Origin of the sequence: Paracoccus sp. S3-43, assembly GCF_029027965.1 — a bacterium.
Taxonomy (GTDB): Bacteria; Pseudomonadota; Alphaproteobacteria; order Rhodobacterales; family Rhodobacteraceae; genus Paracoccus.
Window position 1 is genome coordinate 1905681 of record NZ_CP119082.1, and the last position, 13188, is coordinate 1918868.

The 13188-nt window shown below is 65.7% G+C and carries 12 protein-coding genes and 2 pseudogenes; 7 read left to right on the top strand and 7 right to left on the bottom strand.

Going from position 1 to position 13188, the window contains the following annotated elements:
* Window positions 1–6: 6 nt before the first annotated feature.
* The 5 genes from PXD02_RS09945 to PXD02_RS09965 all read left to right on the top strand — a co-directional run bounded on the left by PXD02_RS09945 (window position 7) and on the right by PXD02_RS09965 (window position 6314).
* Window positions 7–3972: a baseplate multidomain protein megatron gene (locus tag PXD02_RS09945; RefSeq protein WP_275103751.1), complete on the top strand. Its 3966-nt coding sequence runs from the start codon at window positions 7–9 to the stop codon at window positions 3970–3972.
* A 10-nt stretch (window positions 3973–3982) separates the two neighbouring features.
* Complete coding sequence (locus PXD02_RS09950; RefSeq protein ID WP_275103752.1) at window positions 3983–5059, top strand: DUF2793 domain-containing protein; 1077 nt, start codon at window positions 3983–3985, stop codon at window positions 5057–5059.
* Between the two features lie 19 nt (window positions 5060–5078).
* Window positions 5079–5366 carry a DUF6127 family protein gene (locus PXD02_RS09955; RefSeq protein WP_036708271.1) on the top strand — a complete coding sequence of 96 codons (288 nt, stop codon included), beginning with the start codon at window positions 5079–5081 and terminating at the stop codon, window positions 5364–5366.
* 73 nt (window positions 5367–5439) lie between these two features.
* Window positions 5440–6114 (top strand): YcbK family protein, encoded by a 675-nt coding sequence (locus PXD02_RS09960; RefSeq protein ID WP_275103753.1) that lies wholly within the window; start codon window positions 5440–5442, stop codon window positions 6112–6114.
* On the top strand, window positions 6111–6314 hold the full coding sequence (locus PXD02_RS09965; RefSeq protein ID WP_036721200.1) for a hypothetical protein: 204 nt from the start codon (window positions 6111–6113) through the stop codon (window positions 6312–6314). Before PXD02_RS09960 ends, PXD02_RS09965 begins: the two co-directional genes overlap by 4 nt.
* Here PXD02_RS09965 and PXD02_RS09970 read toward each other — a convergent pair.
* The 4 genes and pseudogenes from PXD02_RS09970 to PXD02_RS09985 form a co-directional block, all read right to left on the bottom strand.
* Window positions 6278–6393, bottom strand: a pseudogene (locus PXD02_RS09970) (IS5/IS1182 family transposase); the annotation flags it as partial. The gene PXD02_RS09965 and the pseudogene PXD02_RS09970 overlap by 37 nt on opposite strands.
* 234 nt (window positions 6394–6627) lie before the next feature.
* Window positions 6628–7605: a zinc-binding dehydrogenase gene (locus tag PXD02_RS09975; protein ID WP_036721204.1), complete on the bottom strand. Its 978-nt coding sequence runs from the start codon at window positions 7603–7605 to the stop codon at window positions 6628–6630.
* A gap of 9 nt (window positions 7606–7614) precedes the next feature.
* Window positions 7615–8025: an organic hydroperoxide resistance protein gene (locus PXD02_RS09980; RefSeq protein ID WP_275103754.1), complete on the bottom strand. Its 411-nt coding sequence runs from the start codon at window positions 8023–8025 to the stop codon at window positions 7615–7617.
* The gene (locus tag PXD02_RS09985) at window positions 8025–8666 is read right to left on the bottom strand and encodes a TetR/AcrR family transcriptional regulator (protein WP_232222619.1); all 642 of its coding nucleotides are present in this window, start codon (window positions 8664–8666) and stop codon (window positions 8025–8027) included. Before PXD02_RS09985 ends, PXD02_RS09980 begins: the two co-directional genes overlap by 1 nt.
* 123 nt (window positions 8667–8789) lie before the next feature.
* Between PXD02_RS09985 and PXD02_RS09990 the strand changes: the two are divergent.
* Together PXD02_RS09990 and PXD02_RS09995 are read left to right on the top strand one after the other, a co-directional pair.
* Window positions 8790–9550, top strand: a pseudogene (locus tag PXD02_RS09990) (IS5 family transposase).
* Between the two features lie 41 nt (window positions 9551–9591).
* Window positions 9592–10349, top strand: a protein-coding gene (locus PXD02_RS09995) for an IS5 family transposase (protein WP_275103755.1) whose coding sequence is annotated in 2 segments (ribosomal slippage) — window positions 9592–9913 and window positions 9913–10349 — 759 coding nt in all. Because the reading frame shifts where the segments join, the coding sequence is not laid out codon by codon here.
* Here the strand turns inward: PXD02_RS09995 and PXD02_RS16875 are convergent.
* The 3 genes from PXD02_RS16875 to PXD02_RS10005 all read right to left on the bottom strand — a co-directional run bounded on the left by PXD02_RS16875 (window position 10337) and on the right by PXD02_RS10005 (window position 13161).
* Window positions 10337–10531 (bottom strand): helix-turn-helix domain-containing protein, encoded by a 195-nt coding sequence (locus tag PXD02_RS16875; RefSeq protein WP_473092011.1) that lies wholly within the window; start codon window positions 10529–10531, stop codon window positions 10337–10339. The genes PXD02_RS09995 and PXD02_RS16875 overlap by 13 nt on opposite strands.
* 504 nt (window positions 10532–11035) lie before the next feature.
* The gene (locus PXD02_RS10000; protein ID WP_275103756.1) at window positions 11036–12415 is read right to left on the bottom strand and encodes a Dyp-type peroxidase; all 1380 of its coding nucleotides are present in this window, start codon (window positions 12413–12415) and stop codon (window positions 11036–11038) included.
* Window positions 12415–13161, bottom strand: a complete 747-nt coding sequence (locus PXD02_RS10005; protein ID WP_275103757.1) for a hypothetical protein — start codon at window positions 13159–13161, stop codon at window positions 12415–12417. The genes PXD02_RS10000 and PXD02_RS10005 overlap by 1 nt, the downstream gene beginning before the upstream one ends.
* Window positions 13162–13188: the final 27 nt, after the last annotated feature.

Sequence of the window (13188 nt, forward strand, 5' to 3'; positions counted from 1 at the left end):
ACCGACATGGCCACCCTCGTTCTCGGTGCAGCCGGCGCCGCCATTGGCGGCAGCATCGGCGGCGCGATCCTCGGCGTGAGCGCCGCGACCATTGGCGGCTTCATCGGCTCGACCATCGGCTCGGTCGTCGACAGCTGGATCATCTCGTCGCTGGCGCCGACCCAGCGCATCGAGGGCGCGCGGCTCGACACGCTGCGCATCACCTCGGCCACCGAGGGCGCGGTCATCCCGCGGCTCTACGGGCGCATGCGGATGGGCGGCAACATCATCTGGGCGACCGATTTCCGCGAGGAGACGAAGACCACGACGCAGGGCGGCGGCAAGGGCGGCGGGGGTGGCAAGGTCAAGACCACGGAGTATCTCTACTACGCCAGCTTTGCGGTCGCGCTCTGCGAGGGCCCGATCACCGGCATCGGGCGCATCTGGGCCGACGGCAAGCCGATGGACCTCTCCGGCGTCACCTGGCGCTGGTATCCGGGCGACGAGGCGCAGACGGCGGACCCGTTCATCGCCGCGAAGATGGGCGCGGCCAGCGCACCCGCCTATCGCGGCACGGCCTATGTGGTCTTCGAGGAACTGGCGCTCTCGACCTATGGCAACCGCCTGCCGCAGTTCTCCTTCGAGGTGTTCCGACCGCTGGCCGATCCCGACACCGCCGAGGGGCTCACCCGCGCCGTCACCATGATCCCGGCCTCGGGCGAGTTCACCTATGCCACGCAGGCCATCCGCAAGACCGATGGCGGCGCGACGGTGCCAGAGAACCTGAACGCGCTGGCCGATTCTACCGACATGGTGGAGGCGCTGGACCGGCTGCAGGCGATGGCGCCTGCGGTCGAGAGCGTCAGCCTCGTCGTGGCGTGGTTCGGCGACGACCTGCGCGCGGGGTCCTGCAAGGTGCGGCCGGGCGTCGAGGTGTCAGCCAAATCGACCACGCCTGCCAGCTGGTCGGTGAACGGCGTGAGCCGCGCGAGCGCCTTCCTCGTCAGCCGCGACGATCAGGATCGTCCGGTCTATGGCGGCACGCCCTCTGACTTCGCGGTGGTGCAGGCCATCCAGGAGATGAAGGCCCGCGGGCTGCGGGTGACCTTCTATCCGTTCATCCTGATGGACGTGCCGCCGGGCAACACGATGCCGAACCCGTATTCCGACAACGCCGCCGCATCGGGCCAGCCCGCGTTCCCCTGGCGCGGCCGGATCACCTGTTCTCCCGCCGCAGGCTACGCAGGATCGGTCGACAAGTCGGCGACTGCGGACACGCAGGTGGCGGCGCTGTTCGGCGCGGCCACGCCCGCGAGCTTCAACGTTTCTGGTCAGTCGGTTTCGTGGAGCGGGCCGTCCGGCGACTGGGGTCTGCGGCGCATGGTGCTGCATTACGCCCATCTCTGCGCGGCGGCGGGCGGGGTCGATGCCTTCCTGATCGGCACCGAGATGCCGGGGCTAACCACGATCCGCTCGGGGCCGTCCAGCTATCCGGCCGTGCAGGCCTATCGGGACCTGTTGGCCGATGTCCGCTCTGTCCTCGGGGCGGGTACGAAGATCGGATACGCGGCGGACTGGAGCGAATATTTCGGGCACCAGCCGGGCGACGGCTCGGGTGACGTGTTCTTCCATCTCGACCCGCTCTGGGCCGATCCGGAGATCGATTTCGTCGGGATCGACAATTACATGCCGCTGTCGGACTGGCGCGACGGGTTCGAGCACGCGGATGCGGCCGAGGGCTGGCCCGCGATCTACGACCGCGCCTATCTGCAGGGGAACATCGCGGGCGGCGAAGGCTTCGACTGGTTCTACGCCAGCACCGCCGATCGCATCGCGCAGGTGCGGACCCCGATCACGGACGGCGCGGCCGCCAAGCCTTGGGTGTTCCGCTACAAGGATCTGCGCGCCTGGTGGTCGAACCCGCATTACAACCGCCCGGGAGGGGTGGAGAGCGGCACGCCGACGGCATGGGTGCCGGAGTCGAAGCCGATCTGGTTCACCGAGCTCGGATGTCCTGCCATCGACCGCGGGACGAATCAGCCGAATGTGTTCTTCGACCCGAAGTCGTCCGAGAGCTTCACGCCACATTTCTCGCGGGGCTGGCGGGATGACGCGATCCAGCGGGCCTATCTCGAGGCGACCTATCTCTTCTGGGGCGAGGCCGCGAACAACCCGCTGTCCTCGGTCTACGGCGGGCCGATGGTGCACGTCCCCGAATGTGCCGCCTGGACCTGGGACGCGCGGCCCTATCCGTTCTTCCCGGCGCTGACCGACGTCTGGACCGACGGCGCGAACTGGCGGCTCGGCCACTGGCTGAGCGGACGGCTCGGCGCGGTGTCGCTCGCGGCGCTGGTCCGCCACCTTTGCCTGCGCGCCGGGCTGCCCGAGGACCGCATCGACGTCTCTGGCCTCTGGGGCGCGGTGGAGGGCTACGCCATCACGGCGCTGGAAAGCCCGCGCGCGTCCATCACCACGCTGTCGCGGCATTTCGGCTTCGACGCCGTGGAGACCGAGGGCGTGATCCGCTTCGTCATGCGCGGGCGGGCCTCCGTCGCCACCCTCGCGCCCGACGATCTGGTCGCCGGTCGTGAGGGCGACGTGCTGGAACTGACGCGCGGCCAGGAAACCGAACTGCCGCAGGCGCTGAAGTGGCAGATCGCGCGGGCCGATGAGGATTACGACGCGGCCCTCGTCGAGGCCCGGCGCATCACGGTGGACACGACGCGCATCGCGTCCGAGTCCTTCCCGATGGCCGTGCCGCCCGAGGAGGCCGAACGCCGCTGCCGCCGCGCCCTGATGGAGGCGTGGGTGGGGCGCGAGACCGCGGCGTTTCGTCTGCTGCCCTCGCGCCTCGCGCTTGACCCGGCCGATGCGATCCGGCTGGAGCATGACGGGCGGTTGGTCGATCTGCGGCTCGTCTCCATCGCGGATGCCGACGCGCGCGGGGTCGAGGCCGTTCGCCAGGACCGCGCGACCTACGACCTGCCGCCCGGCGATCCCCGCGCGGCGTCGCTGACGCGGGCGGTCGTGTTCGGCGCGCCGGACGCGGTGCTGATGGACCTGCCGCAGCTCACCGAGGACCAGCCGGCGCATCGGCCGCTGATTGCGGCGCACGCGGTTCCCTGGCCGGGCGAGATGGCGGTGTTCCGCAGCCCCTCCACGAATGGCTTCGAGCTGCTGACCACGTTCGGCAGCCGCGCCCGGATCGGGACACTGGTCTCGGATTTCTATGCCGGGCCCATTTCGCGCTTCGACCTCGGCAATGCGCTTGTGGTCGATCTGCTCACCGGCACGCTGGAGAGCGTCACCGATCTGACCCTCTTCGGCGGGGCGAACGCGCTCGCCATCGAGAGCGCGCCTGGGGTCTGGGAGATCGTGCAGGCGGGCGCGGCGGAACTGCTGGCGCCCGGCCGGTATCGCCTGACCCGGCTCCTGCGCGGCCAGCGCGGCACCGAGGATGCCATGGGCAATCCGGTGCCCGCTGGCGCGCGGGTCGTGGTGCTGGACACCGCGCTGGCGTCAATGCCGATCGCCGAGGCCGACCTCGGCATCCCGTGGAACTGGCGCATCGGCCCGGCCAGCCGCGCGGTCAGCGACGAGACCTACGTGGCAAAAGCCTTCACACCTGAAGGCGTCGGGCTGCGGCCATTCTCGGTCGCCCATGTCGAACAGCCATGGCGCGTGCCGCGCTCGCCCGGCAATCTCACCATCCGCTGGACCCGCCGGTCCCGCGCGCTGTCCGCCGACAGTTGGGGCGGGCTGGAGGTGCCGCTGGCCGAAGAGCTCGAAGCCTACGAGGTCGAGGTCCTCGACGGCGCCACCGTGAAGCGGGTGCTGAGCACCGCCACCACCAGCGCGACCTACACCGCCGCCCAGCAGAGCGCCGATTGGGGCGCGCCGCTCGGCCCCGGCGACAATCTCACCGTCCGCATCTTCCAGCTCTCCGCCCTCGTGGGGCGGGGCGCGGCCAAGACCGTCACGCTGATACTCTGAAGGCCATCCCATGTCCGACGCCACGACCCATCTCCTGCTGCCCTACATCCTGGCGGCGCAGGCCCAGAAGCATGTCACCCACAACGAGGCGCTGCGGATCCTCGACGGGCTCGTGCAGCTCTCCGTTCTCGACCGGGACCTGACCGCGCCGCCCGGTAGCCCCGCTGATGGTGACCGCTACATCGTCGGCTCGGGCGCGACGGGCGACTGGGCGGGCTGGGACCTGAACGTGGCGGTCTGGACCGACGGCGCCTGGCTGCGTCTGCCGCCACGCTCGGGATGGCGGGCATGGGTCGAGGACGAGAGCCTGCTGCTGGTCTACGACGGCGCGGGCTGGGTCGGGACCACGCCGGACGCGCTGCAGAACCTCGCACTGCTGGGGCTCGGGACCACCGCGGATGCGTCGAACCCGTTCTCTGCCAAGCTGAACGCCGCACTCTGGACGGCGAAGACCGTGGCTGAGGGCGGGACCGGCGACCTGTTCTACACCATGAACAAGGAGGCTGCGGGCGACGACCTCGGCCTCACGCTTCAGACCGGCTTCGTGACCAAGGCGCTGGTCGGCCTCTTCGGCTCCGACCGCTTCCGCCTCGCGGTCTCGGCCGACGGCAGCACCTTCTTCGACGGGCTCAGCGTCGACAACGCCACCGGCATTGTGGACCAGCCCCGGTTGCCCCGCTTCAAGGCCTGGACGAACTACGACAACTATGTCGGCGTCGGGACCTGGACCAAGATCGGCCTGAACAACACCGACTACAACGACCAGGGGGTCTTCGACGCCGCAAACAATCACTTTGTCGCCCCCGTGGACGGAACCTATCTCTTCGGCGCGACGCTGCTCTACAAGATCAACGCCAGCGCCACGGCCCGCATGCGCGGGCGGCTCGTGCTGAATGGCACGACGGAAATCCGCGGCTCCCTCGGCGAAATCTCCGCCACCCATGTCTCGCTCGCCACCGCCATCTGGCTGCAGACCATGGTGCCGCTGACCGCCGGCGATACCGTCGAGCTGCAGGGGTATTTCCGGGTCGCGGACGGCTACTTCGCCGCCGATCACACGTCCTTCTGGGGCTGCAAGATCGGCTGAGCGGCGCAAGGAGGATCCGATGAACCCACCCCGATCCGAGGGCTTCGTGCGCATGCCTGACGCCGAGTTCGAGGCGATCCTGACCCGGGCCGCCGAGGAAGGCGCGAAGCGCGCGCTCGCCGATGTCGGTCTCGACGGCGACGAGGCCGCGCTCGACATCCGCGATCTGCGCTCCTTGGTCGACTGCATCCGGCTGGTGCGCCGCACCGCCATGCAGACCGCCGTCCGCATGATCACCACCGGCGTCATGCTGGCGCTGCTCGCGGGCATCGCCATCAAGCTCAAGATCTTCGGCGGCAGCCCGTAGCCGCGCCCCATCCTCATTCATCAGCCCACCATGACCCGCCCTTGAGGCGGGTTTTTTGTTTTCGGAGGATCTCATGACCACGACGTTCCACCGCCATTGGCGCGACGTGCCCGAGAGCACCTGGCGCTGGCCGAACTTTAGCCCGGCCGAGATCGCCTGCCGGGGCACCGGCAAGTTGTTGATCAACGAGCCTGCGCTCGACAGGCTGCAGGCGCTGCGCGACCGGCTGGGCAAGCCGCTGATCGTCCGCTCGGCCTATCGCAGCCCTGAGCACAACCGTGCTGTCGGCGGCGCGACCCGGTCGAAACACCTCGACGGCGCCGCCTTCGATATCGCCATGGCGAACCACGACCCCGTGGCCTTCGAGGCGGCGGCACGGGAGGTTGGGTTCCTCGGCTTCGGCTTCTATCCCCGCTCGGGGTTCATGCATGTCGATCTCGGACCCGCGCGTCAGTGGGGCGAGCGGTTCCCGGCCCGGGCGACTGCCTTCGCGGCGGAGACGCCGCCCGCGCGCGAGGTGCTCGCCGACAGCCGCACCATGAAGGGGGGTGGCGCGGCCGGAGTGGCGACGCTGGGCGCGGCCGGGGTAGAGGTGGCCCAGCAGGTGCTGGCGGATACGCAAAGCGCGATCCTGCCGCTGGTCCCGTATCTCGATACGCTCCGCTGGGTGTTCATCGCCGTGGCGCTCGGCGGGATCGCGGTCACGATCTACGCCCGCCTCGATGACTGGAAACGAGGACAGCGATGATCGCCGCGCTCCTGACCGGTTTCGCCGCCAGCCCGTGCATGCGGGTGGCGCTACGCTACTGCGCCGTCGTGCTCGCCGTGATCCTGTTCCTGCTAGGCAATGTTGACAAATGGCAACGTCTGAAGCTGAAGCAGGCGATGTCGATTAAGCCGAAGAAATTATTACGGTTCTGTCGCATCCGGATCATAGGCAGCGCATGACAGCTCTCGATGTCTTCTTGGGCTTTATCAGTGGCATAGCCGATGTTGCGACCAAAACGGGATGTATCGTCAGGTTATCGGTGCGGGCCTGCTGCATGTCTTTAGCCGTTGCAGGCCGAATGATCGCCTCTGGCATCTCTCATACGCGACATGCGTTTGCCCACGAACGCAGGCTACCATCCTTGTCAGTGTCGACAAGGATGGTAGCTGAGTTACTGGCGTGGGGCACCATCAGCTCACAGGCCTAAATGCGACAGCAACCAGAAAGACATGTCAGACCTTGTCCAATTGGGTGGCTGAGCGTCACCGCAGTTCACGGCCTCAGCAGCACTTTGCCCTTCTTGCCCGGCGCAAGGGAGGCCTTGACGGCATCGGTGATTTGCTCAAACGCAAACACCGCCTCGACCGGCAGGTCCAGTTCGCCTGTGGCGACAAGGCGTAGCAGCTCGCCGATCAGACGGATTTTCGTGTCGGTCGGCATGGCCTCGCTGACCTTGGAGCCCCAAAATCCCTTCACCACAGCCTGCTTGAAGATCAGGTCGCCCGAGGCGATCTGCATCGGTTCCCCGTTCATCGTGCCGAAGGACACCAGCAGCCCGTTTTCACCAAGAAGCGACAGCAGGTCTTTGCTGGCCGTGCCGCCGATGGAATCCACCGCCGCGCGAATGGATGCACCGCCGGTGATCGCCCGCACGCGGTCCTGCCAGCCCTCGGTCGCTGTTGAGACAGCATTGCCGATTCCAACTGCGGAAAGTTCGTCGACCCCGGCATCGCGGCGCACAAGGTTGACGACATGCACACCGCGCGCCGTGGCCAACCTTGCCAGAATCTTGCCAACCGCGCCATTTGCGGTGTTCTGGATCACCCAGTCCCCGCTTTTGACGTCAAGAAATTCCAGCAACGAGATTGCGCTGAACGGCATGGCGATAAGCTGCGCAGCCGCTTCGTCTGAAATGGCGTCCGGGACAGGAACCAGTGCGGTGGCAGGTGCCACAAAATACTCCGCCCAAGCGCCATGAACGCCCGCGACCGCGACCCGCTGCCCAACTGTCACGCCCGTCACATCCGCGCCCAGGGCGTCGATGGTGCCGACCGCTTCCGAGCCGCCGATGGCAGGCAGCTCGGGCTTGTAGCCATAGCTGCCACGCACCGTCCAGAGGTCGTGATTGTGGATCGGCGACAGGATGGTCCTGATGCGTACCTGACCGGGACCGGGCTGCGGGATGGCGCTGTCCGACACGATCAGGACGTCGGCCGGTTCGCCAAACGTGGTGTGAATGTTGCCGCGCATGATGTTTCATTACACAGTGGTGACGTGCAGGCGCACATCGATGTTATTATGTGTCGCATTGGAATAGGGGCAGACCTGATGCGTCGCCTCGACCAGGTCGCGCGCCGTGGCCTCATCCAGACCGGAGAGTTTAACATGGATGTCGATGTCCAGCTTGAACCCGCCATCCGGCAGTTGGCCGATACCGACTTCGGCTGATGTTTTGCTGCCGCTCAGTGCCAGTTTTCGAACCTGGGCGACATGGTGCAATGCGCTGTCAAAACAGGCAGCATACCCCATGGCGAAGAGCTGTTCCGGGTTCGCGCCCGGCTTGCCGGAGTTCGGCGCCGTCAGGTCGAGCGCAAGGCTGCCGTCATCCAGCGCCGTGTGGCCCGAGCGGCCACCGATGGCCGTGGCGCGTGTTTTGTAGAAAATCTTCATTATGCCGTTCCTTTCGTCTGCAAAGTAGGATCTGCCGGACAAGCCAGAAGCTGTTTCGTGGCGACCATGGCCCGCTGCATCGGCATGTGGCTACGGGTCAGCTTGGCAAGCAGCGCGGCACCAAGCCACATCTGGTAAAGAACCTGCGCCAAAGCCTCTGGTTCCGGTCCAGGTGGAAGCGAACCATCGTCCCGCGCCTCGACGATCAGAGTGGTGATGCGATGCAACACTCGTTCGATGCCATCGCTGAGGACCATCCGCATGGCTTCAGACAGGTCGGCAACCTCGGCCGACAGCTTGACGGCAAGGCAGTCTTCCGCCCATCCGCGCCCTGCGGTCTCTCCCGCATCTGGATCGAGCCACGCTTGCCAGTAGCGTAGCAGCCGCTGACGTCCATTTTCGGCTTCAATGGCAAGCAACTGGTCAAGCCGGTCGCCGTACTCTGTAACGTAGTCGTCCAAAAGCGCGCAACCGAACGCCTCCTTGGACGCGAAGTAGTGATAGAACGAGCCTTTTGGCACACCAGACCCCTTCAGGATTTCCTGAAGACCGAGTGCGGAAAAGCCCTTGCTCAGGACAAGCCTGTAGCCGGTGTCGAGAAGATTCTGCCGTGTGGCTTCAGCTTTGGATGTCAGTGTCATACAAGGGATATAGGCGTTAATAGACCAGTCGTCTAGGGCGTGTTGACAAAAGGGGTTCACCGGGCGCGGTGATCGTGATTCAAGCTGGTATCTGCAATGGAGACCAGCGTGGCACGAGACCTGATGTCGGACGATGAGTGGGCGTTCTTTGAACGCTTCATCCTGGCTGTCCGTTCTCCGAACGGCCGCAAGTCCGGGAACCATCGGACTGTTCTTGATGGGGTTTTCTGGATCGCACGAACGGGCTCGCCCTGGCGCGACCTGCCCGAGGAGTTCGGCAAGTGGTCGTCTGTCTATCGGCAGTTCCGGCGATGGACCTTGGCGGGGCTCTGGGAGCAAATCCTGGAGGCGCTGAACGAGAGCCGGATCGTGCCGGATGCGCTGCAGATGATCGACAGCACCGTGGTTCGCGCCCATCATCAGGCAGCGGGCGCAAAAGGGGGACTCCGCGCCAAGGTTTCAGCCGCTCGCGAGGTGGCTTCACGACCAAGATCCATCTGCGGGTCAATGCGGCAGGCCTGCCCATGAGAACCGAAATCACGGCGAGGCAGACATCGGACTACCTCGGCTTCGATCTGGTCATGGCTGACAACCTGCCCGAGCCAAGCGTTCTGCTCGCAGACCGCGGCTACGACTCCGACAACATCCGCAAGACCATGGAGGTGCGCGACGTGGTGCCGGTCATCCCCATGCGCAAAACCCGGAAGCTACGGGTCGCCGTTGACCGCAGGCTCTACCGCCTGCGCAATCTCGTTGAGCGGTGCTTCAACAAGCTCAAGAATGCCCGTCGCGTCGCCACCCGCTACGACAAGACCGCCGAAAGCTTCCTGGGCTTCATCGACATCACGTCGATCCGCTTATGGCTCCGCCATTTGTCAACATGACCTAGGGGCGTGATTCACGGATCGAAAACCGAGCGGTGAACATGTCTGACCTTTTCTGGCTGACGGATGCGCAGATGGCGCGCCTTGAGCCCTTCTTCCCGAAGTCCCACGGCAAACCGCGCGTCGATGACCGGCGTGTGCTGAGCGGCATTATCTTCATCAATCGCAATGGCTTACGATGGCGCGATGCCCCTGCAGCCTATGGGCCGCACAAGACGCTGTACAACCGTTGGAAACGGTGGAGCGACAAGGGCGTCTTCGCCCGAATAATGGCGGGTCTGGCGGCCGCGCACGGCGAACAGAAGACCGTCATGATCGACGCGACCTATCTCAAGGCCCACCGAACAGCGACCAGCATGGGCGTGAAAAAGGGGGGCGTGGACGCCTGATCGGACGCACCAAGGGAGGGATGAACACCAAGCTGCACGCGATCTGTGACAGCGAAGGCCGGCCCCTGAACCTGTTCGTCACAGCGGGTCAGGTCAGCGACTACATCGGCGCACGAGCATTGCTGAGCAGCCTGCCGGACGTGGACTGGCTCCTCGGGGATCGCGGCTATGACGCCGATTGGTTCAGAGAAGCACTGAAAGACAAAGGGATACGCGCCTGCATCCCCGGTCGAAAACAGCGCAAGAAGACTGTGAATTACGACAAGCACCGATACAAACGGCGCAACCGCATCGAGATCATGTTCGGCAGGCTCAAGGACTGGCGGCGTGTGGCAACCCGCTACGACCGCTGCCCGAAGGTCTTCCTCTCTGCAATCGCCCTCGCGGCAACCGTCATCTATTGGCTATGAGTCCTGACCCTAGGCAGGAAGCGGTAGACCGAAGAGCGTGCAATCCCCAACCGCCGAGCGATGGCGGTGGGGCTGAGCCGTTCCTCTTCATGCAGCCTTGGCACCTCCACCGGATCGATCTTCGGCCTTCGGCCCTGTAGACGCTGCGGACCTTGGCGGCGGCGAGCTGTTCGGGGTCTCAAGGCCGACTGTCTACCGGACGCTTGGGCGCCAGACCGCAGCGCCTGCGGTCAAGCCGGCCTGAGCGGGCAGCAGCGACTGCCCGGCGGTAATGGACAACGAGAGGGATATTGCAGGACTGCAGATCGTCGGTCGGCGGGCGGGCGGGGATTGACGCAAGAGGCCCTGAGCTGCCGACCGTGCCCCCGGAACCGCAGTCTGGCTTCGTTGATGCGGCCGTTCATGCTTGCCACAACGCGATCACCCTCGTCAGGGCCTTGGCAGCAAGAAATTGACCGCGATCACCCGGCTCTCGTGGATCATGCCCGATCTCGTGTCGCCGGGCAGAGCCGCTTCGATACAGCCGGCCGTACGGAACCCTCGCCTGCCGCCCTCAAGCTCGCCCCAGGTCGGGCTCGAGATGCAATCAATCGGTTTCTGGCCCATAATCCTCTGTGCTGCTGCACTATTTCGGATTGCACGGTACGTCCCTTCGGTTTTTGGGCGAAGACAGGCCGGAAAGCGGATCAGGAACCGACCCACTCTCCTTTCGCGATCCATTTCAGTGCCGAGATCGATGGCATGAACATGTATTCTCCGCCGCGCAGGCGGTTGAAAGTGGTCACGCCGTTCACGCGGCGGCGGGCGGGTTCGTCGGGGATAGTGAAGGTGCCCGGCTCTTCGTGCAGGCCCACGATCGGGTCGAGTTCTTCCCCGAGGTCGATGAAGTTGCCGCGGTTGATCCACTCCTGCTGCAGGAACTCGATCGTGTCATAGGCGCGCGCGCTGATGAAGATGAAGAAGAGCCCGCGGGCGTCCTTGCCGTCATCCGCGGCTGTGACATCGGATGTCCATTTGGGGCCGAAGGTCGAAGGGCGGCGGATGATGCGCTTGATGTTCACATCCGTCAGGATCGTCATGCTGCTGTCGCGCGGGTTCAGTCGGCGGATATGCGAAGAATAAGGGCAGAGCAGCCCCTTCGGGTCGTCCCTGAAGGTGAAATCGTTATTGCGTTCGGGGTCGGCACCCAAGGCTTCGTCGTCGTGGTCGGGCGACAGGATCAGGGGGGCGCCGCTGCGCCAGCGGCCGACCATCTTGGCCGCGAGCAGGTGCTGAGCCTCCTCGCTCTCGGCATGTTCGCGCAGGAAGTCGTTGAAGGCGCCGACGCGGCTGTTGTACTTGCGCAGGACGACATAGGTTCCGTTGCGCCCCAGTTCCGGCGGTTGCGGCACGCCGAGAGGCTGGCCCGTCTCGCTGTTCTCGCCCAGGATGAACTCGCCCGCGGCGATGGCCGGGCCGTCGCCCGGCAGCGGGTCCACGCCGCTGCCCGCGATGTTGGGCTGGGCGATGGCATCACGGAAGCCGAAGGGATTCTCGGCATCCTCGTCCGCGCCGAACTCATGGGTGGCGACCAGCGTGACGCCGCTGGAGCGCTCAAGTTCGGCCATGGCCTTGCCCACGGCCTTGTCGCGCGCCGCCTCGTCGGCGGCGAAGATGGTCAACGCGATGTGCAGCGTGCCGGGCTTGAACGGCTCTTCCCATGTCTCCGGTGCGTTCTCGCCGAAGTCGCGCAGCATCTCGGCCCGCGCGGCCATGCCCTGGCGGAAGGGCGGCGGAAAGCTCGACAGCGACTCCTCGGGCAGGCCGAGCGCCTTCAACCCCTCGTGGCTGATTGCCACGCCGACCCAGGATTCCATCTCGTTGGTCCAGTCCTCGGCCGAGGGGACGTGCTCGGCCAGGCGGCCCAGCAGGTCGCGCCCGCCACTGGCATCGTCCACATGCAGCATCGCATGGATGCCTACATATGGCTCCGGGCGCGACCGCAGGATCAGGCCCTGGATGTCGTCAAGCTGCAGCTTGACCCGGTCGCGGCGGAAGCGTTTGCGGAGGCTGGAGAGCAGGGCCATCAGTAATCCACCCCCTCCGGCTGGGACATCTTGTCGAGGAAGGCTTTCAGCGCCTTCGGGCCGCTGTTGTCGAGGTCGGTTCCGGCCACCTCGTCCATCATCTCGTTCACGGCCTTTTCCATGCGCTGCAGGCGGCGCACGTCCACGACCGTCACCTGCGGGTTGGCGACGAACCAGCCGGCGGCGTCGATCTGGTGCCTAGCGATGAAGTCCTTGACCGACGGATCGGCAATGCCCGGCCAGCCCTCGACCGACTGGAACAGCAGGTCCATCAGTTCGGGGATCTTGGTCGCGAAATCGTTGATATAGGCGTCCCAGTCGCCGTCATAGGTGGTGGCGAACAGGATCTTTGTGTCATTGTCGAAGAAGACGAAGCGCATGTCGTGCAGCGTCGAGACGCGCTGCGCGCCATCGAAGTTGCCGTTCGTCAGGTTGAAGATGCGGCGCAGCCGCTCGGCCCCGCCGGGCTTCAGCGTGGCGAAGGCGGTCAGTTCCGACACGTTGCCCGACTGTCGCCCGGCCCGCCCGGCGGTCTGCGACGTGCCCTTCAGTTCCGGATTGTGGCGGCGGACCATGGCTTCGAGCGCGATCTTGGCCAGTTGCGGTGCATCGCTCGCGACCTCCTCGATCTTGCGCCGGATTTCGGCCAACCTGCTTTCATCCTCAAGCCGCGGGTCGGGGCCGGTCTGGACTGGGCCGGCGTTCGCGCCTTCGAGCTTGTCTTTCGTCTCGTGCTTCTGGGCCATTGCACGTCTCCTTCTTGCTTGCTGGAC